The sequence below is a fragment of the Cupriavidus sp. CER-90 genome (assembly GCF_057652055.1).
The window spans coordinates 597,963-621,659 of record NZ_JBYGYM010000002.1 but is presented as its reverse complement, the minus strand read 5'-3'; the positions used below and the strand labels follow the sequence as shown (position 1 = coordinate 621,659).

Here is a 23,697-nt window from a genome sequence, read left to right as displayed (position 1 = left end):
GCCTGCCTGTCGTTATCCGACTCATACCCGGATGCGGATGATCTTGCGCATCCACACCACACCGAAGACCATCGACGTGATGGCGCCGCCAATCATTCGCCATCCAAGCGGGTCTTCCCAGAGCACCTTCATGAAGTCGGGGTTGACGACCAGGATCATGCCGGCCGTGCCGAACGGCAGCAGGCCAAGAATCCAGGCCGAGAGCCGGCCCTCTGCCGACAGCACTCGAATCTTGTCGAAGAGCTTGAGCCGCTCGCGCACCATCGTTGCGATGGTGTCGAGGATCTCCGCCAGATTGCCGCCGCTCTCGCGCTGGATCAGCACGGCGATGACAAAGTAGCGGAGATCGGCCACCGGCACGCGAATGGCCAGGTTCGTCATGGCCTCGTCAAGCGCAACACCGTAGTTGATCTCTTCGAACGTGGTGCGGAACTCGGGGCCCAGCGGCGCCTTGATTTCCTGTCCAACCATGCCCAGCGCACCGGAAAACGAGTGGCCGGCGCGCAGCGCCCGGCTGATCATGTCCACCGCATCGGGCAGTTGCAATTCCAGCTGTTTGAGCCGCCTGGCACGCTGCCGCATGACATGCAGGAAGGGCAGCGTCCACGCGAACGCGGCGCCGCCGAGCATGACGGGCATCGGCAAGGGCGCGACCGGAATCAGCGCCACCGCGCATAGCACCACCAGTCCGCAGTAGCCGAGCAGCTGTGCCACCGACCACGAACTGCCCGACTGTTCGAGCCAGCGGTCCAGTGCGCCGATGCGCGGCACGTTCATCAGCCAGCGTTGCATGCGCGGCGAATCGCTGAGCAGCCGCTTCTTGAGAATGGACAGGCGCTCGGCGCTGACATGGCCGCCGGCCGACAGCGCCCGCAGGCGCGCCTCGATGCGCCTGGCCGCGGGGCCGTGGGCGTTGTTCCACCATAGGTAGATGGCTTCGACGCCGAGCACCACGGCGACGAAGAGCAGGATGCCGAAGGCGTAAAAGATCGTGCTCATGTGTGACCCCCCCGGGGATGTTGTCGTTGGCGCGTGCGCGGGTTCACACCTCGAAGCGGCGCGCGGGGTCGTAGATTTCGTCCGGCAGGCCGACGCCGAATACACGCAGCCGCTCGGCGAACTTGGGATACACGCCGGTGGCCTTGAAGTGACCCCGGACCGCGCCATCCTCGGCCACGCCGGTGCGCTGGAAGGTGAAGATCTCCTGCGTGTTGATGATGTCGCCTTCCATGCCGGTGATTTCCTGGATGCTGATGATCTTGCGCCTGCCGTCGGTCATGCGCGCGGCCTGGACCACGACGGTAATCGCCGAGGCGATCTGCTGCCGCATGGCCTTGGCCGGCATGGTCAGGCCGGCCATGCTGACCATGTTCTCGAGCCGGGTCAGCGCGTCGCGCGGCGTATTGGCGTGGATGGTGGTCAGCGAACCCTCGTGGCCGGTGTTCATCGCGTTGAGCATGTCCAGCGCCTCGCCGCCGCGGATTTCGCCAAGGATGATGCGGTCGGGCCGCATCCGCAGCGCGTTGCGCACCAGGGCGCGCTGCGTGATCTCGCCCTTGCCCTCGATGTTGGGCGGCCGGGTTTCCAGGCGCAGTACATGGGGCTGGCGCAGCTGCAGTTCGGCGGCGTCCTCGATGGTCACCACGCGTTCGTCTTCGGGGATGAAGCCGGACAAGATGTTCAGCAGCGTGGTCTTGCCGCTGCCCGTGCCGCCCGAGACCAGCACGTTCACCTTCGCATGCGCCAGCGCCTGCAGCAACTGGGCCATCGGTTGCGTCAGGCTCTTGAGCGCCACCAGGTCCGACACCTGCAGCGGATTCACCGAGAACCGGCGGATCGACAGCAGCGGCCCGTCGATGGCGGAAGGCGGGATGATGGCGTTGACGCGGGAGCCGTCCGGCAGCCGGGCATCCACCATGGGGCTGGTTTCGTCGATCCGGCGTCCCACGCGCGACACGATCTTCTCGATCACCTTCATCAGATGGGCGTCGTCGTAGAACACCACGTTCGTCAGCTCGAGCTTGCCGCGCCGCTCCACATACGTCTGCCGCGCGGTATTGACCAGGATGTCCGACACGGTGGGATCGTTCAGCAGCGGCTCCAGCGGGCCGAAGCCGAACATTTCGTCGTAGATCTCCACGGTCAGCTGGCGACGCTCGTTGTCGTTGAGCAGCACCTTCTGCTCCTCGATGATGAGATTGACCAGTGTGGAAATCTCCTGACGCACCTGCTCCTGCGGAAAGTGCGCCAGGCGCTCCAGTTCCACCCGGTCGAGCACGGACTCGTGGACATTGCGCTTGAGCGCGTGGTATCCCGGAGTGTTCGTGCTGGCGGCAGTGCCAAAGTGGATCGTGGCATGGCCGTTGGCCGTGAAGGGCGTCCCGGCATTGGCGAGCTGTTCGCGGATTGACATGATGGACTCCTGGCTTGGCGGATTCGGTTCCGGGTGTTCGGGCGGATCGGTCTGACTCGGGCAGGCGGCTTCAGGTGCTGCGCGCGCGCAGCATCAGCTTGCGCAGCGGCGACACGCTTTCCTGCCGGCTGCGGCGCTCGGCTTCCTGGCTGGGGGCCAGCTGCATGGCCATCGACTGCAGTGCGCGCGCAATGCTGCTGCGCTTGCTCAGCTTGGCCACCGGTTCGCCGTGGCTGACGGCCTCGTCCACGGTGGCCGGGTCGTCCGGCAGGGTGAACGCCACCTTCATGCCGAAGATCTCTTCCATCGTGGCGCGCGGCACTTCGTTCTTGCGGCCCGTGCGGTTCAGTACCACCCGGATCTTGTCGTCGGGGTAGTGCAGGGCGCGCAGGATATCGAGCAGCCGGCGGCTGGGACGGCCGAAGGCGATGCTGGGTTCGGTCACCACGCAGATGCGGTCGCTGTGGTCGAGCATGCTGATCGACAGCGGATCGATGCTCTGGCCCACGTCGAAGATCACATAGTCGTAGTTGGGCTGCATGACCGACAGGATCCACTCCAGCTTTTCCTTCTGGATCTGGCTGGCCCGCACCGGGTCTGCGGCACCCGCGAGCATGTCCAGGCCGTCGCTGACATGCACAAGGCAAGCCTCCAGGAACGCCGCGTCCATACGGTCGATCTGGCTGCAGATTTCCGACAGCGTGCTGGGCGGCGCCTTGTCGGTCACGATATAGGTGAGATCGCCAAAGTGCCGGTTCAGGTCCACCACCAGCACGCGCTTGCCAAAGTGGCGCGACAGTGCATCGCCCAGGTTCGCGGCGATGAAGCTGGTGCCCGCGCCGCCCTTGCAGGAGATCATCGACACCACCTGCGCCACGTCGTGCGAACGCGGCACGTGCGTGGCTTCCACGCGTTTCAGCGCTTCGGCCAGCTGGCTCTTGTCCAGCGGCCAGGAAAGCACGTCGCGCACGCCGGCGCGCATGGCCTGGATCAGCACGCTGGAATCGTGCGACTGCGTGATCAGGATGCAGGGCAGGTCGGGATGCTGCTGGCGCAGGGTTTCCACCGCGAACATCTGGGCGGGCGCGATATCGGGCAGCTCCAGGATCAGCAGGTCCGCCATGCGCAGCCGGCTGGCCTGCAGCGGCAGGCGGGCCAGCCCCTCCTGCATCGACATGGTCTGGAAGTTGCCGGCGTTGGCCGTGAGCCGGTTGATCTCAGCCAGCCGTTCGGCGTCGTCGGATGCGATCAGGATCTTGAGCATGGTGTCCTCGCGATGTTCGGGGCGGATGGAGCGAATGGGTGCCTGCGCGTCAGCTGCACACCGACCCGCCGGTCGATGTCTGCATGCTTTCGCGCGTCATGGTGGTGGTGAACGCCGGCATACCGATACGCAGGCGCATCACCGGGATCACCGTGGCAATCGTCACATTGGTCACGCTGACGGTCACGGACTGGCAGCTGGCGCGCGCGGTGGCCGGATCGCTGTCGCAGCCCGTGGGCGAGTAGGCCACGCTGATGTTCGAGTTCTGCAGCAGCGGCAGCATGTTCTCCATCTTCGTCTTGATGATGCTGGCGTTGGAGTCGCACACCACGGCCGACCGAGCGGCCAGGCGCGTGACCTCCGCGGCGGTGTTCCAGTAGAAGAGCACCCGCGAGAATTCGATGATGCCGATCAGCAGCGTGAAGAACACGCCCGCGATCAGCGCGAACTCCACCGCGGCAACGCCGCGCTGCCGGGCAAGCCCGAGGGGGTGAGCACGATGTGTCATAGCACTTGCCTCATGACGGTGGTGATATCGCCGAACTTCAGCCCGGAAAGCTTGATGAACGACTGCAGCGGCGAGTAGGCAAAGCCGCTGATGCGGACGGCCACCAGGTTCACGGTGCCGGCCTGCGTGCCGGTGCCTGAGGGGTTGTCGTAGGTGGCGACATTGCTGAAGGCTTGACCCGGGCATCCGGTGCCATCGACGCGGTCGCAGATCACGACCATCGCGGTGGTCAGCCCCGGCGCCAGCGGCTGGCCCGAGCAGCCGGTGTTCCCATAGGCGGCCAGGCATTTGGTCGCCGCCGTCGGGTACGTGACGTCGTCGGGCGAGAACTGCGACAGGTAGCGGGCCGCCGAGCGCGTGGCCTTGGTCAGCGTGTCGTACTGATAGACCGCGCGTCCGAACTCGGCGACGCCGCAGGCCATCAGCACCATCGGCACGAGCAGGATGCCGAACTCGACCGCCGCCACGCCGCGCTGGTGCCTGCGGGTGTGGGGTCGGGAGTGTGTCAGCCGTTTCATGATCGACTCCTATTGCACCAGCACGGGAACCAGCGGACCGACGCCGGTACTGGCGCCGGGCATGCCCTGCGTGGCACAAGGGCTGCCCGGCAAGCTCGAATCGCCGCGATACTCGAGATGCACCGTGTCGTTGGCGCCCCCCTTCTGCATCGGGTCGAGCATCAGCAGGCAGGCCCAGCCCGTCACGGTCACCTTGTGCGCGCCCGGGGTGCCGAGCGGCGAGCAGTCGACGATGGGTGCCAGCACCAGGCGGCGGTCGGCGCCGGCCTGGTAGGTGGGGCCGCTCGCCGTGGTGCCCTGCGTGGTCAGCCCGGCGGCCGTGTCGCCCTGATAGGGCGCGTAGGCCTTGCGGTTGGCCAGGAAGTTGGACTGCGTCGCCCCCTTGGTGTCGGTCGACGTGCCGCTGTAGGCGTTGCTTTGCGCTTTCCACGACGTGGGGGTGTAGGCGAAGCCCGTGAAGTCGGTCACGCCCACGGTACTGCCCTTGACGATGCCGAAGCGGCTGTTCCATTCGTCGGAGATCGACGCCTTGTTGCCGGTCGTGCCGATTTCGGCGCCCGTGGCCGGCAGGTTGCATTGGCCGGCGCCCTTGAGCTGGTTGGCCAGGTCCTTGGCGCTGGTGCCGCCGCTCAGGTCCGCCCAGCCGAAGTTTCCGCCGCCGTATGACAAATCCTGCACGTCCGCTGTGCCCGCCTTGGTCGTCAGCCACTGCCCGATGGTGTAGCCGCCTGGCACGGGCGGCGTGGCGGTGTCGGCCTTGCAGACGAACACGGGGATCGCGCAGGTGGTCTGCGCCGATGTAGTCGTGGCCACGGCAAAGGCGGCGACCGTGCTCGGGCCGATGTGCGTGCCGGGCAGGGCATTGAGCGCCTGTGCGAACCAGTTGGCGATGCCGGCGCGCGAGACCTCGCACTTCACGTACTTGATGGTGTTGAGCGGGTACGTGACCGAGTTCCTGTCCAGGAAGGGGTTTGCCAGCGAATCGGTATAGGTCACGGCCTCGGTGGACTTGATGCCCGGCTGCTGTTCCAGCTTGCCCTGGAACAGCACCAGGTTGCGGGCCCCGGCGGTAAAGCCTGCGGCCTCTGAAACCGTGAGCGGGGTGGCGCCGGTCAGGTCGCGCGCCGCGGCCAGCGCGCACGCGTCCGCCCGGTTCTGCAGTTCGCTCTTGCTCACGTACAGCTTGCCCAGATCGAGTGCGAGGCCGATGAAGCCGACCAGCACCGCGATCATGAGGCCGACGATGATGGCGACGGCGCCGCGCTGCCGCGCGTGAATGCGGAGCAGTGGCTTGCCGCGAGGCCTGGTTCTGGACATGATGGCACCCTCCCCGGAAAGCGTTGCGTTGGCTTCAGCGTTGGCCGCCGCCGCCCATGCCGACGCCACCGTAGCCGCCGCCCGAACCGAAATCGATGCCGAAGACGCTGGGCGCGCCGGTGCCCTGCTGCATCCGCATCAGCGAGCGGTCGAAATTGCGCATCGCGGCCACGGCCGTCTTGCCGTCGGTGCCTTCGACGGTGGGCAGTCCGGCCGGCGCTTCGGGGTTGATGATCTGCTGCTGCTTGATGGCGGCCAGCGCCTCGCCCCGGTGATGGTCCCACACGGGGGTCGAGGTCATGCAGGCCGACAGCCCGAGGCAGGTCAGGGTGCCGACTACCAGCGTGGCGGCGCTGCGCGAAAGCTTGCGTGTGTTGTTCATGATCGTTCTCCTGGAGGCGCGGCGGATCAGTTGCTGCCCGGGGTGCCGGGGCCGGTGGCGGTGGCCGTCGCGGCGCGGGCCTGGGCCAGGCGCTGCGCGGTGGCTTCGATGCGTGCGACGCGCGCGCTTTGGTCTTCGGCCGTGGCGGCCGGCGCCGTGCCCGTCACGGGCGCCCGGGGCGGGCGTGGCCGCGCGGCAGCCACGGGTGCGGCCGGAGACGCGGGGGCCGAGGGCGCCGGTTCGTCGAGGACCTTGCCGACCGGGACCGTCGGGACCGGCGTGCCTGGGGTGTTCTCGGTGCGCGGTGCCGAAGGGGCGGGTGCCGGGGCCGTGGCCGGTGCGGCCGGCTGCGACGGGGCCGGGGCGGGCTGCTGCGGCGGCTTGCCGCGGCCTTCCATGTTGCCCATGAAGTAGAGCGACAGCGGGTCAGGCGTGCTGAAGCCGTCGGTCGGCAGCGGGTAGTTCTGGTTCGTCATCGGCTTGACCAGGCGCGGCGTGATGATGAACACCAGCTCGGTCAGGTCCTGCTGGAACTGCGTGCTGCGGAACAGCGTGCCAAGCACCGGCACTTCGCCCGCGCCAGGCAGGGCCTTCAACGCGCCCCGCGCGCTGTCCTGCAGCAGGCCGCCAATCGCGAAGCTCTCGCCATCGCGCATCTGCACGGTGGTGGATGCTCGCCGCGTCGTGATGAGCGGCAGGATGGTCTGGCCGGTCAGGCTGCTGCCGCTGACCGTGGCGCCCGTGGGCGACAGCTCCGACACTTCCGGCGACACCTTCAGGTGGATGCGGCCATTGGCCAGCACCGTGGGCGTGAACTTCAGCCCCACGCCGTATTCCTCTTCCTGCAGCGTGATGGTCGAGGCGCCGCCCAGCGCGTTGCTCTGCGCCACCGGGATGTAGATCTTGCCGCCCGCCAGGAAGCTGGCTTCCTGGCCGCTGATGGTCACCAGGTTCGGCTCGGCCAGCACCTTCACCAGGCTGTCGTTCTTCTGCGCGTCGATGGCCAGGTTGAACGGCTTGTTGTTGGCCTTGCTGCCGAAGAAGCCGGCCGCCGCGCCCGTGAGCAGGTTGGTGAGCACGCCGCCGGTCCACGACCCGAAGCCGCCCTGGATGTTGACGGCCGATCCCAGCTGGTTCAGCAGTGTCTTGGAGACCTCGGCCACCTTCACTTCCAGCATCACCTGCTGCGGGGTATCCACCGACATCATGTTGAGCACGCCGCCCTTTCTGGCATTGCCGCCGTCGGCCTGGGCCGCGTTGGCATAGGCCTGGGCGATGTCCATGGCCTGCAGGGCCGCCTGCGAGCTGGACACGCTGCCGGTCAGCACCAGGTTGTCGGCGGCGGTCATCACGCGGATGCCCGATTCGCCGGGCAGCAGCTGCGCCAGCGATGTCTGCAGACCGTTCGCGTCCGCGTTGACCACCACGTTGATGATGCTGCAGGCGCCGCTGCGACCCTGCACGATCATGTTGGTGGTGCCCACGGTACGACCCAGCACATAGAGCGTTTGCGGAGACACCATCGTGGCCTGCACGACGTTCGGGTTGCCCAGCGTGCGGTTGCGAATGGGCTCCGGCAGCGGAATCAGCTGCGACTTGCCCACCGGCACGATCACGCTCGATTCATTGCGGATGGCGCCGGAGCAGCTCGGGCCCCGCACCTCGGCGGCGTTGGACGGCGCGGCCGGAACCGGCGTCATGCTGATGGTCATCTGCACGGGACCGCCCGTTGCCGGTACCTTGACCCCGGGCGCCGCCGATGCCGCCGGCGTGGTCGCCTTGGCGATGTTGCCGGCATCGACGGCGACCTGGGCCGCGGCGGCCAGCGGTGTGCAAAGGATGGCCGCCAGCACGACCAGGCGTGTGCCGCGTGCGGCTTCGGATGCTTTCTTTTTCATGATGATCTCCCCCCGGAGAATGATTCGGATGGATGCGTTGCGCGTCTCGTTCGTCACCGTCCGTGTTCAGAAGCACTCGAGGCTGCCCTGAACACCTGCCAGCACCCCGACACAATTGCCCGGGCGCGCCGGCGCGGCCACGATGGTGCGGGTCTTGACCACGGTGCGCGGCGCAGCGGCCGGCGTGGCGGCCGGAGCCGGCGCGGGCGGATCGGCGCGGCCCAGCAGCGTGTGCTTGGTGGCGCCGCCGGTGTTGATGTCGGCCACGTCCATCTGGTTGCGCAGCACCAGCGACAGCGTGCCCACGCTGCGCGCCACATCGAGCTTTTCGGCCTGGTCGGGGGTGACTTCCAGCGTCACGGCGTTGACCACCTTGGGCTGCGTGTCGTCGCGGCTCACCTGCTGGGCCACCGCCAGCACCAGGATCTTCTCGAGCACGATCTTCGAGATGTTGCCGTTCTGGGTGCTCCTGGCTTCCTCGTTCGTGTTGACGATCACGTCGACGTAGTTGCCGGGCAGCGCGAAGCCCGCCACGCCCACCACGTCGTTGACCCGAACCGTGATGGCGCGCTTGCCGTCATTGATGACCGCCGACAGGCCGCCCTTGGTGCCGATTGGCGCCAGCTTGGCGTCGAGGATGGGCTCGCCGCGCTGCAGGCTGGTCCGTACCACGCGCCCGTCCAGGGCCTTGAGGTCCTCGAATGCGCCCGGCGGCACGCTGGCGGCCGGCCAGCTCACCAGCTTGAGCTGGCTGCCGTTGAGCGGCTGGCCAAGGTCGAGGTCGTTGGCGGCCACCACCACCTGCCTGGTCGAACTCGACGACTGTTGGAGCAGCCATCGGGATGCGGATACCACCGCTGCCGCGCCGGCGACCAGCGCAACCAGCAGCATCAGGATTGCTCGCGTGTTCTTCATGATGACTCTCCCCTACGTAGGTACGTGCTTCCTGGCCGGGCCGGTTCAGCCCGCTGCGGGATGGCCGACTGGCCAGCAGTGTTCGCTGGTGACGGGTGACGACACTTCCGGCCTGGCGCGCAGGCCGTAGTAGCTCTGCCAGGCCCGGCAAAGCCCTTCCGCGGTCACGTGCGGGGCATCGTCGTGGTAGCGCAGGTGCGACGCCACGAGCCGCAGCAGGTCGCGCGGAATGCAGGCCAGCAACGGGATGTCGCTGGAAAAGTGCAGGCTCTCCAGCAGGAATTCGAAGGCCGGTTCCGGCCAGGCGAGGCCCAGGTCGGCGGCCGTGCGCAGGCAGACCTCGCGATAGTCGTCGACCGACAGCGGCCCCACGTAGAGCTTGCTGCCCAGCCGGCGCAGGAAGGCGTCGTCGCCGAGCTGGCCGGGTTCCATGTTCGTGGAGAACACCGGCCATACGTCGAAGGGCACCGAGAACCGCACGCCGCTGTGCAGCGTGAACATGTCGATGCCGCGATCCAGTGGCACGATCCAGCGATTCAGCAGCTGTTCCACGCCCACCATCTGCCGGCCCAGGTCATCCACGATGTAGATGCCGTTGTTGGCCTTCATGTGCGGGGGTGCCTGGTAGAAGCCCGAGGCGCTGTCGTAGCGCAGGTCCAGCATCGACAGCGTCAGTTCGCCGCCGGTCAGCACCACGGGCCGATGGCAGACCACCCAGCGGCGGTCCATGGCGCGGTGGGAGCCCGGTGCGTCGCCGGCGGCAACCGGCGTGTGCACCAGCGGGTCCAGCACCTGGATGATCTCGCCTGCCACCGTGATCGCATGCGGCACGGGCACGGCACCGGGCAGCAGTGCGCCAAGGCGCTGCGCCAGGTAGGTCTTGCCGCTGCCCGGCGGACCGTAGATCATCAGCGCCCGCGCGGTGTTCAGGGCCATGCCGATCGATTCGAGAAGCGCCCCCGGCACCACCAGTTCCTGGAAGGCACGGGACACTTCGGTCTTGGTCACCGACGTATGGTGGATCGAGTGCAGGGCGATGGCGTCGATGTACGCCTGCAGCGTGACCGGCGCGGCGCCCGTGTAGCTGCAGCGCGCGGCGGTCTCGGCGGCGCGGGCATAGCCGGCGTCGGTGAGGCGGAATCGCACGTCGATGTCGCTGGCGCCGCGATGCGCCACCTCGAGCAGCCGTTCGCGCACACCCAGCGCCGCGATCTCGTTCACCACCGAAGCGGGCAGCCGGAGCGTATCCATCAGGATGGCCAGCGAGACGCTGCGGTGCAGGTAGGCGGCCTTCAGCAGCAGCCCCAGCAGCAGCGACACCTCCAGCCCGGTATCCGCGATGGTGCGCGGCGGCACGGCCCAGGCGGGTGGCGGCGCCTGATCGATCTGGGCGTGCCGGACCACCGAGGCGAGTGCCTCGGGCAGTGGTGTCGCCTGGTCTTCGTGGTGTTCTGACATTGCCTTTCCCCTTGAATGTTGGTCTGCATTGCCGTGGCGTGGCATGGCGCCGCCCGGAGACATCGATGGGCCCGTCATGTCCGGGCGAACAGCATCGTCAGCGTGCCGGCGGCGATGGCCACGCCGTAGGGCAGCGAGCCCACCGACGGGCCCGTCTGGCCGGCAAGCGCGATGCCGCCTAGGTTGCGCAGCAACTGCTGCCCCTTGCCGGTCGCGAGTACCAGCATCAGCGCCCAGGCGCCGCCGATCACGAAGCACGCAAGCGCGATCCATGCGGCAAGACTGGCGCCCAGCCAGGCGCCCACGGCGGCCATCAGCTTGACGTCGCCCGCAGCCATGCCGCGGAGCAGATAGACGGGCAGGAAGATGCCGAAGCCGGTCAGCCAGCCGAGCGCCCATGCGGAGGTGCCCGCAGCCGGCCCGTGCACCATCATCTGGACCGGCAGCGCCGCCAGCCATGCGCCGAACGTCAGCCAGTTCGGGATGCGGCGGCGCTGCAGGTCCGTGGCGGCGGCAGTCAGTACCACCACGATGGCGATGGGGCCGACAAAGGGCGAGAGCGACGGGATCGTGGACATGGCGGGCTCGGTTCGTCTGGGTTGGCGTGGCCGTTTCAGGGCATCTCCGCTGCAATGAGTTCGTAGAGCGCCTTGACATTGCTGCCAAGGACGCTCACGGCTCCAATGATCACCATCGCAATCAGGGCGCCCAGCAATGCGTACTCGATCGACGTCACGCCGCGTGTATCGCAGCGGAAGTTCCGGCACAGGGTTTGGATGCCGCGCATGGTGGTCTCCTCAGTGGGGCCGTAGCTTGGTGAGTGGTCCGTCAGGCGGCCAGCTCCGCGCCGATAAAGCTGAAGACGCTGCTCAGGTTGGTGCCGACGGTCTGCACCGTGGCGATGATCACCACGGCGATGAGCGCGGCGATCAGGCCGTACTCGATGGCGGTGACACCGTCGTCGTCGCGAAGAAACGTCTTCAGGCTGGCAATGGGGTTGCGCATGGGTGCTCTCCTAGGTTGGGGTCCGTGAGGCGGGGCGTCGCAGGTTCCGCAGCGTGGGGCACGCACGCTTTACGCCGCGGAACCTGCGGTCCGTCAGGCCAGTTGGGCGCCGATGTAGCTGAACACCTTGCTCAGGTTGGTGCCGACGGTCTGCACCGTGGCGATGATCACCACGGCGATGAGCGCGGCGATCAGGCCATATTCGATGGCGGTCACGCCGTCGTCGTCACGGACAAAACGCGTCAGGGTTTGGGTCAGTCGTTGCATGGCAAGCTCCTTGTGTTGTGGAACAAACGCTTCTATGGGAACTACGTAAGGACAATCCGACATTCAGAGGCGGGTACGGCAACAGTGCGGCGGCGCGCAGATGGCGCAGCAGTGGAATGGCCAGCGGCCGGCGCCCGTGCCGGGGCCCTGCGGGCTGCGTGCCTGCAGACGGCGTTCGGCGGACGCATGGATGCACCGTGCCGCATGTTGGGCGTGGCTGGCGCGTGCCATGCATCGGAAGGGCACGCTGCCGCCGCCGCGGGCGGAGACGGTGCGACCCTGTGCCCGATGCAATCTCACGAGCGGACCGAAAGCTGGCATGGTGCGGCTCCCCGAATTGTTGTGGTCGTCTGCCTGCAATCACGGTCATCGCGGGCAGTGCGGCAGTCCCGGTGAATCGGTGCCGCATGCCAGGCATAGGCAAACCGCGGGCCAGCCATGCCAGGACCCTTGTGCGGCAAGGCTTTGCGGGCAGGTGTGTCCCACGGCGGGCGAGGCGATGCGCGCTGCAGGCGCCGTTTCGGGCCTTCGTCGTTGCCAGCCGGAAACGCTGGCGAGGCGATTTTTTTTGGATGAGGCCACCCAGGGATGAGGGCCTATCCGACCGCCGTTCCGGGGCGACGCGGCTGCACGGCGGCCGCGCTCATCCGAAAGCATGAGGCGGACGAGGCCGGTGGCCGGGCGCGGTCACGCCGTTGGATGACAACCGCTGGGGTGGACCCGTGCGGCGCATGGCATGGCCCGTCTGATGGATGAACCGCCCGGCCGCGGGGGCGACGTTTCCGAATGGAATCATCCACGGCGTCGCCGTGTGCAGGCCGACGCGCGCGCCGGCTTTCCCACCTGGCCCGCAAACGCTTGCGTGGCGCCATTTCCGGCCAGGAACCCACCCGTGATTCAGAACGGAAACGTTGTCGGTGCCCACCGGGTTGCAGGCGGCCTCCGGCCTGCTTTTGCGGCCTGGCGTGTCTTGCGCAAACGTCCTCGCATGACAAGACTTAGGCAACGCCAGGCATTGCCGAGATTCAGGGAACGGCGACAAGCGGCCTGCAGGACAACAACGGAACGGGGCAAGTCATGAATCAGCAAGCAGTCCGGACAGACACCGGGAAGCATGGCCAGCACGCCGGTCGCGCATGGCTGGATCTGGACCGGGCGCGCGCCTACAGCGCGGCGTTCCTGCTCCTGTTCGTGCTCCTGATGGTGACCTGGGCGTGGTACAGCCGCGGCTTCACCGACAGCCACGTCAGCCGGCCCGGCGCCGACTTCGCCGTGTTCTGGAGCGCGTCTTACCTGGCACTGAGCGAAGGCGCGGTACACGCCTACGACGTGGCCCGGCACCTCGAGGTGATGGCGGCCTACGGGCCGCTCGGCGTGGACAGCACAGCCGTGCTGCCCTGGCTGTATCCGCCCACGTTCCTGCTGGTCGTGCTGCCGTTGGCGGCACTGCCGCTCGCGTTCAGCTATGTGCTGTTCGCAATGGCGGGCGCCTACGCCTACCTGCGGGCGATCGGCGGACTGGTGGGCGCCGGATCGCTGCTGCGGCGCGGCCTGTGGCTGCCGGTGCTGGCGTCGCCGGCCGTCCTGATTTCCGTCATCCTGGGCCAGAACTCGCTGCTGACGGCGTCGCTGATCGGCGGCGCGGTGTGCCTGATGGGCAAGCGCCCGGTGCTGGCCGGCGTGCTGATCGGGCTGCTGGCCATCAAGCCCCAGCTGGCGCTGCTGGTGCCGGTGGCGCTGATCGCGGGGCGCCATCTGCGCACACTGGCCAGCGCGGCGGCCACGGCCGCGATCTTTGCGGCGGTCAGCGTGGCCATCTGCGGCTGGGAGACCATTCCGGCGTTCCTGCGCAGCATCGCGTGGGCCCGCGCCAATCTCGTGGAAGGCACGCCCGAGGGGTGGTACGCCATGCCGTCCGTCCTGGCGGCCGCGCAGCTGGCGGGGCTCGGCCCGTCCGCCGCCTATGCCGTGCAAGGGCTGGCGGCGCTGGCGGCGGCGGCGTCCGTGGCCTACGTCTGGTCCCGCACACGTGAGGCACCCCTGTGCGTGGCCGTGCTGGCCGCCGCCGCGCTGCTGGCCACGCCGTACGTGCGCCATTACGAGCTGACATGGATGGGCATTGCCGCGGCGGGACTGGTCGGCGACGGCATTCGCCACGGGCTGGCCAGCCGCGAGCGCGCCTTGCTGCTGGTGGCATGGTGGCTGCCGGTCTTCGAGCACGTGAATCCCAAGCTTGGCATGCCCCAGATCGGCCCGCTCGTATCGGCATTGCTGGTGCTGGTGGCGGTGCGCCGGGTGATGGCGCGCACCGCTTGCGCGCCGGTTCCGGCGCCGGTGGGAACCTGACATGGCCACGGTACACGCCGCCACCCACCGCAGCGGGGCCGCCGCGTCCCCGGCGCACTGGCTCGACCAGCGGCGCCTGCGTCTCTACGCATGCGTGGCGCTGGGGTGCTACGCGCTGTATTTCGGCATCTGGCTGTTGCGCGCCTGCGTGCTGAATAGCCCTGGCGTATTTGCGCCGGGCGGCGACTTTGTCGTGTTCTGGAGCGCGGCAAAGCTGGCACTGTCCAGCGGGGCGGCCGCGCCCTACGACTTCGCCGCGCTGCGGCAGATGGAGTTGTCCGCCGTGCCCGGTCTTGCCATTGGCGACGGCGTGCTGCCGTGGCTGTATCCGCCCGCATCGCTGTGGTTCGTGCTGCCGTTCGGGTTGCTGCCCTATGGGCTGGCCACCTTTGTCTTTCTGGCGGGGGGTGCGGCCTGGTACGCATGGGCGATGCACCGCACGCTGCCCTGGCGTGACGCGCGTCTGGCGGCGGTGGCGTTTCCGGGCATCGTCGTCGTGCTGGCTACCGGACAGAACGCGCTGTGGCTGGCGGGCTGCGCCGGACTCGCGCTGACCTGCCTGCAACGGCGTCCGGTGCTGGCGGGCGTGCTGCTGGGCGCGGTGGCGATGAAGCCGCAACTTGCGCTGATGTTCCCGGTAGCCCTGCTTTGCGCGCGTGCCTGGCGTGCGCTGGGCGCCATGGTCGCCACGACGCTGTTGCTGACGCTGATCTCGCTGCTCGCGTTTGGCACCGAGCCGTTCGCCGCGTTCCTGCGCAACGCCGCCATGGCGCGCGAATCGGTGGAGCAGGGCGCCGCGCTCCTGGCGCGCATGCCCACGGTGTTTGCGGCGGTGAAGCTGATCAGCGGCGGCGTGCTGCTGCCCTATGCCATCCACGGCATGGTGGCCGCGGCTGCGCTGGCATCGGTCATCTATGCGTGGACCGGGCCCTGCAGCTTCGCGCTGCGTGCGGCGGTGCTTGTCACGGGCGGGCTGCTGCTGCCTGCCTACCTGTACGACTACGACCTGGTGTGTCTCGGGCTGGCCATTGCGTGGCTGGGCGTGCATGCGCATCGGGTGGGCTGGCTGCGGGGCGAGCGGGAACTGCTGGCCGTGCTGTGGCTCATGCCGCTGTGGACCCGCGTGACCGATGCGGAGATTGGATGCCAGCCGCTGCCGCTCGGGCTGATGCTTGCCCTGGGCCTTGGCGTGTGGCGAATCCGGATGGAAAGGATGGAGGGGCATCGCCCGATGCCGGGAGACGTGGCGCGCGACCACACGCGCCGGGAGGAAAGAGATCATGGCTGACTATGACGATAACCAGCTCTTGTCGCTGGTGGTGCCGTTCTACAACGAGGGCGACGCCTTGCAGGCCTTCTTCGCACGCGTGGTGCCGGTACTGGAATCGGTGCCGCGGACGCGCTTCGAGATTGTCTGCGTCAACGACGGCAGCAGCGACGACACGCTGGCGCGCCTGATCGCGGTATCGCGACGCGATGCACGTGTCCGCGTGATCGACCTGACGCGCAACTTCGGCAAGGAGGCGGCACTGACCGCCGGCATCGACGAGGCGTTTGGCGACGCGGTGATCCCGATCGACGCCGACCTGCAGGACCCGCCCGAGCTGATTCCCGCGCTGGTCGAAAAATGGCGCGCCGGTGCCGAGGTGGTGCTGGCCCAACGCGCCAGCCGCGCCAGCGATACCTTCCTGAAGCGCGTGACCGCCACCGCCTACTACCGCGTGCACAACTGGCTGTCGGACCTGAAGATCCCCGAGAACGTCGGCGACTTCAGGCTGATGGACCGCTCCGTGGTCAACGCGCTGAAGCAGCTGCCCGAGCGGCACCGGTTCATGAAGGGCCTGTTTGCCTGGGTGGGCTTCACCACGGCGATCGTCCAGTACGAACGGGCCCCGCGCAGCGCCGGGGAGTCCAAGTTTTCCGGCTGGCGGCTCTGGAACCTGGCGCTGGAGGGCATCACCAGTTTCAGCACGCTGCCGCTGCGCAGCTGGACCTACGTCGGCTCGTTCGTCGCCATGGTCGCGTTCTGCTACGGCTCGTTCATCGTGGCCCGGACGATTCTGCTTGGTGTCGATGTGCCCGGCTATGCGTCGGTGCTGTCGCTGCTGCTGTTCTTCGGCGGACTGCAGCTGATCGGGCTGGGCGTGCTGGGCGAGTACATCGGCCGCATCTACGATGAATCGAAGGCGCGCCCGATCTACCTGGTCAAGCGCCGCTATCAGGACCGCCGGCCCCAAGGGCGCTTCGGCAGTGGCGGCCGGGTGATCTCGATCGCGGCGGGCGGCAAGCGGCAGTAGGTTTTTCCGGGGGGTTTTTCCGAGGGGTGGGGCGCCGCCCGGTCCGGTTTAGGATCGGGCGGCGTTGCTTTGATGGCGCGCCACGATCAGCGCAAGCAGGCCGGCCAGCACGAAGGGGGTGATCTGCGGCATGCCACCGATCACCAGCGGGCTCATCGCCTGCACCGGTACCAGCCACGTGATCGCCAGCAGCAGGCGCTCCCACGCACGGCTGCCATGCCGGACCATGTCCACGCACAGCAGCGCCAGCGGTATCGCCAGCCAGGCCAGATCGTAGTAGATCAGATAGGGCTGGACGATCAGCGTGCCGACCACCAATGCCGACGCACCCAGCGCGAGCCGCGCCCGGCCACACCACATCCACACGCATGCGGCCACCGCGCACAGCGCCACGGCGGCATGTACGGCGTAGGCCAGCGGCACGTCGATGCCGGCCACGCGCAACATGCCGAAGAGCGTCGGCGCGCCACGCAGGACGCCGCTGTTGACTGCCACCGCCTCACGGAACATCGCCATGCTGCGGAAGAACGCCGGATAGACGTCCACGCCGAACGCAGCGGTGGTCAGGCCGACGAACAGCGCCGTACAGCCTGCCGCCGCCGCAAACGCCACCCAGCGCCGCTCGCACAGCAGCATCAGCGGAAACAGCACGCCGAGTTGCGGCTTGACGCACAGCAGCGCGATGCAGGCGCCAGCGGCAATCGGATGGCGCCGCAGCAGCCAGAGTGCCCCGCCGGCGGCCACGGCGGTGAACAGCGAGTTCTGGCCCGCGATCAGCGCCACCCAGACGCCCGGGAAGGCCAGTGCCGGCACGAACCAGTAGCGGTGTATCCGGCCAATCACGGTACGCAGGTAGCCCAGATACACCGCGACGCCGGCCAGCGAGAACAGCACCAGCGCCAGCCCGAACGGCAACAGGGCCAGCGGATAGATCAGCAGCAGGAACGTCGGCGGATAGGCGAACGGGCCGAAGGCGATCTGCAGCAGCGGGCGCTCGGCGGCGCGCAGCAGTTCCCAGTCATAGGCGGCCGGTGCGCCATGCAGGTGCGCGAGCGAGGACGCGCACCAGTACACCACGAAATCCCAGCCCATCCCCGGCACGGTTGGATTGGCGATGATCGCGTGGCTGTACCACCATGCGCCAATCACGATGCACTCCAGGACCAGCAAGGTGGCCGCATAGAGGCAGATCCGTCCGGGCGTCAGCCAGCGGGCGGGTTGCGCGCCGCCGTGTGTCGCGGGCGTGGGCAGGTCGGTGGCCGCTGGCATGGGGGCTCCTCTTGATGGGCCGGTCCGGCCCGATGGAAGTGAGGGCTGGCCCGGCTAGCGATACGTCCAGGCCCGGTGCAATACGAAGGTGACGGCCGGCACCACTGACAGGATCACGGCCAGGCCGGCCCAGTAGCCGAGCCCCAGCGCCTGCGCGCCGGCCGATATGGCAAGCGTCAGGCCCAGGCCCAGCAGCGATACGATCAGAAAGCGCACGTAGCTGTCGCGCGAGGGCGTGGCGCCGAAGCTCCACAGCGTGTTGAGCAGGTACGACGCGATATTGGCGACGACGAACGCCACGCCGTTGGCGCTCACCTGCGACGCATGCAGCAGGTAGATCAGCGGCGTGGCCACCGCCACGTGAATGCCCGTGGCGATGACGCCCGATACGCCGAAGCGCATCAGCCGCACGAAGGTGTCCCGCGACGGCATGCGCTGCCAGATTGTCGGCCGGTCCGTCGGCCTGTCCGTCGTCTGGCCCGGCGCGCCACTGTCGCGCAGGCGGGATGGAGACTGGGCGTGCTGCATGGTCGGGCTCCGCGTCGGCTGCCGGCTGATCCGCTGATCGGCTGATCTGGTCAGTTCAGTTCTGGACGCAGACCAGACCCACGTTGCCCTTGCGCACCTGCAGCTTGTAGTCGCGCATGAGCCGGAACAGCGTGACGCGCGAGATGCCAAGCTCGGCCGCCACGTCGATCAGGCGCTCGTGGTGCCGTTGCAGGGCTTCGACAATCGCGTTCTGTTCGGCCGTTTCGCGAATGGCCGCCAGCGTGAGCGGCTTGGTCTCCACGGGCGCGCCGAGTTCGAGATCGGACGGCTGGATCACGCCGTTCTCGCACATGGCGGCGGCCAGGCGAATGCGGTTCAGCAGTTCCCGCACATTGCCCGGCCAGGCATGGGCGGTGATGGCGCGCAAGGCCAGCGGCGAAAAGCCGCGGATATGCTCGGGCGAGTCCTTGCGCACGGTCTCCAGGATATGTTCGGCCAGCAGCAGCACATCGGAGCCGCGTTCGCGCAGCGGCGGCTGCTTGACGCGCAGCACGCACAGGCGGTGGTACAGGTCGCCACGGAACCGCTCGGCCGCCACGGCCGCTTCGAGGTCGACGTGCGTGGCCGAGATGACCCGGACATCGACCGCCACCGATTCGGTGCCGCCCAGCCGTTCGATACGCCCGGTTTCCAGGAAGCGCAGCAGGCTGGTCTGGCTTTCGAGGGGCATGTCGCCGATTTCGTCCAGGAACAGCGTGCCGCCCTGCGCCATCTCGATCCGGCCCGGCTTGCGCTTGGTGGCGCCCGTGAAGGCGCCGCGCTCGTAGCCGAACAGTTCGGACATCAGCAGCGTGGGCGGAATGGCCGCGCAGTTGACCGCGACAAACGGCTGGCTGCCGCGGCGCGACGCACGGTGGATGGCCTGTGCCGCCAGTTCCTTGCCGGTGCCGGACTCGCCCGAGATCAGCACCGGCGTGTCCCACCTGGACACCTTGTCGATGCTGCGGTACAGCGCCTGCATGGCGTGGCATTCGCCGATGATGCCGTGCGGACGCGCCTCGGGCACTGTTGGCTGCTCGCGCCCCGGACGCAGGGCGGCCATGCCGACCGCGTGACCAAGCGCGCGGCTCAGATCGGCCGTGTTGAACGGTGCCGTGTAGTAGTCGATGAAGTACAGCGTCAGCAGCTTGCGCGTGGTGTCGGTCAGTGCGTCAGAGCTGCTGATCGCGCCGATCCAGCCGATGTGGCGCGCGGCCAGCCACGGCTCCATCAGCTCGATTTCGACGTCGCTGAAGCCGCTGTGGAAATCGAGCAGGCCCGCCGAGAACGGCCCGTCAAGTGGCAGCCCGGCCAGGTCCTCGAGGCTGTTGGCAAATACCAGCTTCCATCCCTGGCCGGACAAAAAGCGGCACAACGACGCATCGTGATGCCTGGACAGATACAGCAACGGGCGGTTGACGTAATAGCTCATGATTTCCCCCAGCATTTTTTGTTTTTTCCAACTGCCGTGGCGACGAGTCAAATACGGACTCCACCACCTGGCTTGCGGGAGAAAGGAAACGTTGAATCGTTGGGGGCAAGCCCATCCGGCGCGGTTGCGCCTGGCCAAGCGGAGCGGCGGTGATGCGCGACCCGTGCCGCTGCTTCGTGATGAGAGTAATCCCCCGGTTCCGGCTCTGAATTCGCCGATTCCCGTTTTCCCGCAAACTTTCCGGTCGGCCCGCCGGATACGCTGTTCACCCCATTCGGCCGCGTGCAACAGAAGAAAAAACCCTGGGCATATATGTCGTGGCGGCAATCCGGCTGGTTGCCCGGATGCCGCCACGCGGATTGGATCTGCACATTGCTGCGTCAGTCCATCACTGGTTGCGGGTTTGGCTCGCCTGGGAACGCTCCAGCTCCGCAAGACCGACCCGTCCCTGGAATCAGCCCGTTGATGGCAATATAGTCACCCATCGTCCGCCTATGTTAAGTCATTGATTTCTATTGTATTTTTTCGTTGACTCAAATTTGCGGCCGCTTGCCGCGGCAAAAGTGTTCCATTTATGAAACTTTGTCCTCCGGCGGCAGGGTGGAGGCGCCCGCAATATCCGGGGAGCACCGCCCATCGGTGACAAATGCAGATATCCCGCATGACATCTTTCTCCCCACGCAAGTGGGGACAGGGAATGTTTCCGCCACTTCCGGGGAGGCCGATGCGGGAGGGATATTTCCCTGGAAGGATGTCTCTCTTTTGATACTTGGGGTGGCAGACATTGCTGCGGCGCGGTCGGTTACCTTAATGAAGGCTGAAGAAACCGCTGGGGGGTTGCAAATCATTATCGATACTCGGCGTCCGCGCGAGACGACATGCCGATTTCCGTCCGTCATTTGGTCGAATTCCGCGGTTCGGCCTCGCCTGTACGGATGAGTTTGGAGGGGATTTGCGCTCGACCTCCAACTCCTGCTCTAAATGGTTGCAAACGTGAAACAAGCCGGCAGGCGGCATGCGCAGTCTGTTTCACTGCTGTAGTTCCTCCGCAGGCGCAATGCCGGCAATCTGCTCCTTGAGCCACGCGTGAAAGCGATGGATGGCCTTTTCGCGCGGATTCCCTTCACGCCAGGTCACCCAGTAATGCAGGCTCGACGGGATACGCGTGGTGCCGATCTGCACCAGCTGGCCGCTGGCCAGGTAGTCCTGCGCCAGTTGCGCCCGGGCCGTGGCCACGCCCAGCCCGGCCACTGCCGATTGCAGCATCAGCCCGGCGTCCTGGAAGATCGGGCCGCGTTCGGGTTCCTCGGGCGGCAGCCCGGCCATCAGGAGCCAGTCGCGCCACGGGCGCAGCGCAAAACGCAGCATGGGCAGCCGGGGCAGGTCGGCCACGGTAAAGCCCGGATACCTGGCCAGCAAGGCCGGGCTGGCCACGGCAATCACATGGTCTTCAATCAGGTTGTGGCACTCGAAGCCGGGCAGGTCCACGCGCTGGTGCCAGATGCCGACATCGACCGAATACGGGTCGGGTGGCGAAATCTCCGCATGCAGGCGCAGATGCAAATCGAGTTCGGGCGCCTGCGCATGGAGGCTCGGCAGCCGGCGGATCAGCCAGGCGTTGGCCAGGTCGGCCATGACGCTGACCTGCAGCCGGACCACCGGCGGGGCCGCCACGTCGCTGGCCTCGCGCAGTGCCACTTCCAGCTGGTCCAGCGCGCCGCGCACCTGTTCGGCCAGCCGGGCGCCGGCGCTGGTGGGCGTCATCGTCAGCCCGGTGCGCCGGAACAGCTTGGTGCCGAGGTTGTCTTCCAGGGCGCGAATGTGATGGCTGATGGCACTGTGCGTCAGCGCCAGTTCTTCGGCGGCACGCGAGAAGCTGCGGTGCCGCGCGGCGGCTTCCAGCGCGCGCAGCGCCTGGAGCGGGGGCAGGTGAGGGGGGCGACTGTTGACCATGGCGGTGCGGAATGTCGTCAAATTCTACTCACAATTGCCGCGGGTATCTTTCGCTGGTCTTGCACCAAGCTGGTGATCACAATGCAGGGCATGAACACTTCCACCGCTCATCCCACCCGACCGGCTGCCGCCGCGGCGCAGCCAAATCATGCTGCGCCGGCGCGCTGGCGTGTCCTGGCGTTCTTTTCGCTCGGATTCCTGGTGTCGTACATCTTCCGTGGCGTGAACCTCGGTTTCGCGCCGTTCCTGACGCGCGAACTGGGGCTGACCGCCGGCGACCTGGGCTTGCTGACGAGCTTCTACTTCCTTGGCTTCGCCTGCGCGCAGCTGCCCGCCGGCATCCTGCTGGACCGTTTAGGCCCGCGCCGCACCGAGGCCGTGCTGCTGATGCTGGCGGTGGCCGGATCGCTGGTGTTTGCCTGGGCGCCGGGCATGGTCGGACTGGCCGTGGGCCGCGCGATGATCGGCGTTGGGGTGTCGGTGTGCCTGGGCGCCGCCATCCAGGCGCTGTCGATGTGGTTTCCGCTGTCGCGCATGCCGCTGCTGAACGGGCTGGTGATGGCCATTGGCGGGCTGGGCGCGGTGGTGGTGGGCGCCCCGCTGTCGTGGCTGCTGTCCTGGACGGACTGGCGCACGGTCAGCGCCGGCCTGGCCGCGATTTCGTTCGGCATGGCCGTCTTGCTCTGGTTCGGGGTGCCCGACGTCAAGCGGGTGGGCAAGGAGAGCTTTGCCGAGCAGCTGCGCGGCACGCGGACGATCCTGAGCAGCGAACGCTTCTGGCGCGTGGTGCCGCTGACCCTGCTGAACCAGGGCATCTTCCTGGCCGTGCAGACGCTGTGGGTCAGCGCCTATATGCGCGATGTGCAGGGCTTGGCCGCAGGCGCGGGCGCGCGGCTGGTGTCGGTGATCGGTATCGCGATGATGGCCGGCTGCGTGGGCGCGGGCTGGGCGGCCCGCCATCTGGAGCGGCGCGGCATCAGCCTCTATGCCTTCGCCGGTTTCGGCATGATCGGCTTTATCGTGATCCAGCTGCTGCTGATGGCCCGCCTGCCGTTTGTCTCGCTTGCCGTGCTGTGGGGTGCCTATGGTGTGTTCGGCTCCAGCGGCATCCTGACCTACGCGCTGCTGGCCCGGCGCTTTCCCGATGCGCTGATCGGCCGCGCCACCACGGCCATGACGCTGACCGTGTTCCTGGCCACCTTCGTGTTCCAGGTCGGCATCGGCTTCGTGCTCGATTTCTTTCCGGCCACGGGCGGCCACTATCCGGCGTCGGCCCATCTGTGGGTCTGGGCCGGCCTGGTGGCGGTCCAGGTGCTGGCGGCGATCTGGTATCTGATGGAGAAGCAGCCCTAGGGCGCCGTCAGGCCGCGGCGGCGCGCTTGGTCACAGAACGATGGGCCGGTCGTCGAGTTCGTTGGGGTTGCGCCCGCCGTGGGTGGGAAAATGCGTGGTCAGCAGCGCGTGGATCTGCGCGATGGCGTCGAGCACGGGCTTGACCGACAGGTCGCTGGCCAGCCCTTGCGCCAGTTGCGCGCAGATCTGCTGCCATTGCCGGGACGTGACGCAGGCGTCGATGCCGCGATCGGCCAGCAGTTCCACGGCATGGTCGGCCAGATTGATATACAGCAGCACGCCCGTATGGTCCTCGGTATTCCAGACCTCCAGCGCGCCAAATAGCGCCCGCGCCCGTTCGCGCGCCGAAGTGCCGCGCCACGCCAGCGCCAGCGGCAGGCTGGCTTCGATCACCACGCGCACTTCGCCACGGTGATGCTGCTCGCCCTTGTGCACGGCCACCTGGAGCTGATGGCGCGCTTCGTCGGGAAAGGCCTTGCGGGCCGTGCCGGGGCCGGTGCCCAGATGGCGCAGCACGCGCCTGAGCGACCGCCTGGACGCGGGGTGCGACGCCTGGGGTTTGTGCATCGGATCT

The 23,697-nt window shown here is 67.6% G+C and carries 23 protein-coding genes; 4 read left to right on the top strand and 19 right to left on the bottom strand.

All coding sequences use genetic code 11. The features are described 5' to 3' along the window. Positions 1-21 precede the first annotated feature (21 nt). The 14 genes from AC24R4_RS13415 to AC24R4_RS13350 all read right to left on the bottom strand — a co-directional run bounded on the left by AC24R4_RS13415 (position 22) and on the right by AC24R4_RS13350 (position 11,945). A complete protein-coding gene (locus AC24R4_RS13415; RefSeq protein WP_487523235.1) occupies positions 22-999 on the bottom strand; it encodes a type II secretion system F family protein in 978 nt (325 codons plus the stop codon). Positions 1,000-1,042: 43 nt separating this feature from the next. Beyond that, on the bottom strand, positions 1,043-2,413 hold the full coding sequence (locus tag AC24R4_RS13410) for a TadA family conjugal transfer-associated ATPase (protein WP_487523234.1): 1,371 nt from the start codon (positions 2,411-2,413) through the stop codon (positions 1,043-1,045). Positions 2,414-2,483: 70 nt separating this feature from the next. Continuing rightward, positions 2,484-3,677: a CpaE/TadZ family protein gene (locus tag AC24R4_RS13405; protein WP_487523233.1), complete on the bottom strand. Its 1,194-nt coding sequence runs from the start codon at positions 3,675-3,677 to the stop codon at positions 2,484-2,486. A gap of 49 nt (positions 3,678-3,726) precedes the next feature. Next, entirely contained in the window at positions 3,727-4,185 is a 459-nt protein-coding gene (locus AC24R4_RS13400) for a TadE/TadG family type IV pilus assembly protein (protein WP_487523232.1), read from the bottom strand. Beyond that, positions 4,182-4,703, bottom strand: coding sequence for a TadE/TadG family type IV pilus assembly protein (locus AC24R4_RS13395; RefSeq protein WP_487523231.1), 522 nt, complete (start codon positions 4,701-4,703; stop codon positions 4,182-4,184). Before AC24R4_RS13395 ends, AC24R4_RS13400 begins: the two co-directional genes overlap by 4 nt. A 9-nt stretch (positions 4,704-4,712) precedes the next feature. Then, positions 4,713-6,020 carry a pilus assembly protein TadG-related protein gene (locus AC24R4_RS13390; protein WP_487523230.1) on the bottom strand — a complete coding sequence of 436 codons (1,308 nt, stop codon included), beginning with the start codon at positions 6,018-6,020 and terminating at the stop codon, positions 4,713-4,715. 34 nt (positions 6,021-6,054) lie between these two features. Continuing rightward, positions 6,055-6,402, bottom strand: coding sequence for a hypothetical protein (locus AC24R4_RS13385; RefSeq protein WP_487523229.1), 348 nt, complete (start codon positions 6,400-6,402; stop codon positions 6,055-6,057). A 26-nt stretch (positions 6,403-6,428) separates the two neighbouring features. Then, positions 6,429-8,300: a type II and III secretion system protein family protein gene (locus tag AC24R4_RS13380; protein ID WP_487523228.1), complete on the bottom strand. Its 1,872-nt coding sequence runs from the start codon at positions 8,298-8,300 to the stop codon at positions 6,429-6,431. A 66-nt stretch (positions 8,301-8,366) separates the two neighbouring features. Next, positions 8,367-9,215, bottom strand: coding sequence for a Flp pilus assembly protein CpaB (gene cpaB / locus AC24R4_RS13375; protein ID WP_487523227.1), 849 nt, complete (start codon positions 9,213-9,215; stop codon positions 8,367-8,369). A 45-nt stretch (positions 9,216-9,260) separates the two neighbouring features. Beyond that, positions 9,261-10,673, bottom strand: a complete 1,413-nt coding sequence (locus AC24R4_RS13370; RefSeq protein WP_487523226.1) for an ATP-binding protein — start codon at positions 10,671-10,673, stop codon at positions 9,261-9,263. A gap of 74 nt (positions 10,674-10,747) precedes the next feature. Then, on the bottom strand, positions 10,748-11,251 hold the full coding sequence (locus tag AC24R4_RS13365) for an A24 family peptidase (RefSeq protein ID WP_487523225.1): 504 nt from the start codon (positions 11,249-11,251) through the stop codon (positions 10,748-10,750). Positions 11,252-11,286: 35 nt separating this feature from the next. Continuing rightward, positions 11,287-11,460, bottom strand: coding sequence for a Flp family type IVb pilin (locus AC24R4_RS13360; protein ID WP_153946739.1), 174 nt, complete (start codon positions 11,458-11,460; stop codon positions 11,287-11,289). A gap of 41 nt (positions 11,461-11,501) precedes the next feature. After that, the gene (locus AC24R4_RS13355; protein WP_487523224.1) at positions 11,502-11,678 is read right to left on the bottom strand and encodes a Flp family type IVb pilin; all 177 of its coding nucleotides are present in this window, start codon (positions 11,676-11,678) and stop codon (positions 11,502-11,504) included. Positions 11,679-11,771: 93 nt separating this feature from the next. Continuing rightward, a complete protein-coding gene (locus tag AC24R4_RS13350; protein WP_487523223.1) occupies positions 11,772-11,945 on the bottom strand; it encodes a Flp family type IVb pilin in 174 nt (57 codons plus the stop codon). Positions 11,946-13,022: 1,077 nt separating this feature from the next. Here AC24R4_RS13350 and AC24R4_RS13345 point away from each other — a divergent pair. The 3 genes from AC24R4_RS13345 to AC24R4_RS13335 are packed head-to-tail and all read left to right on the top strand — an operon-like array spanning position 13,023 to position 16,588. Then, on the top strand, positions 13,023-14,291 hold the full coding sequence (locus AC24R4_RS13345; protein ID WP_487523222.1) for a glycosyltransferase family 87 protein: 1,269 nt from the start codon (positions 13,023-13,025) through the stop codon (positions 14,289-14,291). 1 nt (position 14,292) lies between these two features. Then, a complete protein-coding gene (locus AC24R4_RS13340) occupies positions 14,293-15,579 on the top strand; it encodes a glycosyltransferase family 87 protein (RefSeq protein WP_487523221.1) in 1,287 nt (428 codons plus the stop codon). Next, complete coding sequence (locus AC24R4_RS13335) at positions 15,572-16,588, top strand: glycosyltransferase family 2 protein (RefSeq protein ID WP_487523220.1); 1,017 nt, start codon at positions 15,572-15,574, stop codon at positions 16,586-16,588. Before AC24R4_RS13340 ends, AC24R4_RS13335 begins: the two co-directional genes overlap by 8 nt. Before the next feature lie 48 nt (positions 16,589-16,636). Here the strand turns inward: AC24R4_RS13335 and AC24R4_RS13330 are convergent, their stop codons facing one another. The 4 genes from AC24R4_RS13330 to AC24R4_RS13315 form a co-directional block, all read right to left on the bottom strand. After that, on the bottom strand, positions 16,637-17,857 hold the full coding sequence (locus tag AC24R4_RS13330; protein ID WP_487523219.1) for a glycosyltransferase family 87 protein: 1,221 nt from the start codon (positions 17,855-17,857) through the stop codon (positions 16,637-16,639). Positions 17,858-17,911: 54 nt separating this feature from the next. Continuing rightward, a complete protein-coding gene (locus AC24R4_RS13325) occupies positions 17,912-18,385 on the bottom strand; it encodes a GtrA family protein (protein ID WP_487523218.1) in 474 nt (157 codons plus the stop codon). A gap of 55 nt (positions 18,386-18,440) precedes the next feature. Then, positions 18,441-19,817, bottom strand: a complete 1,377-nt coding sequence (locus AC24R4_RS13320) for a sigma-54 dependent transcriptional regulator (protein ID WP_487523953.1) — start codon at positions 19,815-19,817, stop codon at positions 18,441-18,443. A 1,029-nt stretch (positions 19,818-20,846) separates the two neighbouring features. Continuing rightward, entirely contained in the window at positions 20,847-21,770 is a 924-nt protein-coding gene (locus AC24R4_RS13315) for a LysR substrate-binding domain-containing protein (protein ID WP_400392749.1), read from the bottom strand. 90 nt (positions 21,771-21,860) lie between these two features. Here AC24R4_RS13315 and AC24R4_RS13310 point away from each other — a divergent pair, with 90 nt between their 5' ends. After that, positions 21,861-23,123, top strand: coding sequence for an MFS transporter (locus AC24R4_RS13310; RefSeq protein ID WP_400392747.1), 1,263 nt, complete (start codon positions 21,861-21,863; stop codon positions 23,121-23,123). 30 nt (positions 23,124-23,153) lie between these two features. Here the strand turns inward: AC24R4_RS13310 and AC24R4_RS13305 are convergent, their stop codons facing one another. Further along, positions 23,154-23,690 (bottom strand): TPM domain-containing protein, encoded by a 537-nt coding sequence (locus AC24R4_RS13305; RefSeq protein ID WP_400392745.1) that lies wholly within the window; start codon positions 23,688-23,690, stop codon positions 23,154-23,156. Positions 23,691-23,697: the final 7 nt, after the last annotated feature.

Bases quoted from the DNA above. Each gene is read 5' to 3' on its own strand.
- AC24R4_RS13415 (WP_487523235.1), bottom strand. From the start codon at position 999: ATGAGCACGATCTTTTACGCCTTCGGCATCCTGCTCTTCGTCGCCGTG.
- AC24R4_RS13410 (WP_487523234.1), bottom strand. From the start codon at position 2,413: ATGTCAATCCGCGAACAGCTCGCCAATGCCGGGACGCCCTTCACGGCC.
- AC24R4_RS13405 (WP_487523233.1), bottom strand. From the start codon at position 3,677: ATGCTCAAGATCCTGATCGCATCCGACGACGCCGAACGGCTGGCTGAG.
- AC24R4_RS13400 (WP_487523232.1), bottom strand. From the start codon at position 4,185: ATGACACATCGTGCTCACCCCCTCGGGCTTGCCCGGCAGCGCGGCGTT.
- AC24R4_RS13395 (WP_487523231.1), bottom strand. From the start codon at position 4,703: ATGAAACGGCTGACACACTCCCGACCCCACACCCGCAGGCACCAGCGC.
- AC24R4_RS13390 (WP_487523230.1), bottom strand. From the start codon at position 6,020: ATGTCCAGAACCAGGCCTCGCGGCAAGCCACTGCTCCGCATTCACGCG.
- AC24R4_RS13385 (WP_487523229.1), bottom strand. From the start codon at position 6,402: ATGAACAACACACGCAAGCTTTCGCGCAGCGCCGCCACGCTGGTAGTC.
- AC24R4_RS13380 (WP_487523228.1), bottom strand. From the start codon at position 8,300: ATGAAAAAGAAAGCATCCGAAGCCGCACGCGGCACACGCCTGGTCGTG.
- cpaB (WP_487523227.1), bottom strand. From the start codon at position 9,215: ATGAAGAACACGCGAGCAATCCTGATGCTGCTGGTTGCGCTGGTCGCC.
- AC24R4_RS13370 (WP_487523226.1), bottom strand. From the start codon at position 10,673: ATGTCAGAACACCACGAAGACCAGGCGACACCACTGCCCGAGGCACTC.
- AC24R4_RS13365 (WP_487523225.1), bottom strand. From the start codon at position 11,251: ATGTCCACGATCCCGTCGCTCTCGCCCTTTGTCGGCCCCATCGCCATC.
- AC24R4_RS13360 (WP_153946739.1), bottom strand. From the start codon at position 11,460: ATGCGCGGCATCCAAACCCTGTGCCGGAACTTCCGCTGCGATACACGC.
- AC24R4_RS13355 (WP_487523224.1), bottom strand. From the start codon at position 11,678: ATGCGCAACCCCATTGCCAGCCTGAAGACGTTTCTTCGCGACGACGAC.
- AC24R4_RS13350 (WP_487523223.1), bottom strand. From the start codon at position 11,945: ATGCAACGACTGACCCAAACCCTGACGCGTTTTGTCCGTGACGACGAC.
- AC24R4_RS13345 (WP_487523222.1), top strand. From the start codon at position 13,023: ATGAATCAGCAAGCAGTCCGGACAGACACCGGGAAGCATGGCCAGCAC.
- AC24R4_RS13340 (WP_487523221.1), top strand. From the start codon at position 14,293: ATGGCCACGGTACACGCCGCCACCCACCGCAGCGGGGCCGCCGCGTCC.
- AC24R4_RS13335 (WP_487523220.1), top strand. From the start codon at position 15,572: ATGGCTGACTATGACGATAACCAGCTCTTGTCGCTGGTGGTGCCGTTC.
- AC24R4_RS13330 (WP_487523219.1), bottom strand. From the start codon at position 17,857: ATGCCAGCGGCCACCGACCTGCCCACGCCCGCGACACACGGCGGCGCG.
- AC24R4_RS13325 (WP_487523218.1), bottom strand. From the start codon at position 18,385: ATGCAGCACGCCCAGTCTCCATCCCGCCTGCGCGACAGTGGCGCGCCG.
- AC24R4_RS13320 (WP_487523953.1), bottom strand. From the start codon at position 19,817: ATGAGCTATTACGTCAACCGCCCGTTGCTGTATCTGTCCAGGCATCAC.
- AC24R4_RS13315 (WP_400392749.1), bottom strand. From the start codon at position 21,770: ATGGTCAACAGTCGCCCCCCTCACCTGCCCCCGCTCCAGGCGCTGCGC.
- AC24R4_RS13310 (WP_400392747.1), top strand. From the start codon at position 21,861: ATGAACACTTCCACCGCTCATCCCACCCGACCGGCTGCCGCCGCGGCG.
- AC24R4_RS13305 (WP_400392745.1), bottom strand. From the start codon at position 23,690: ATGCACAAACCCCAGGCGTCGCACCCCGCGTCCAGGCGGTCGCTCAGG.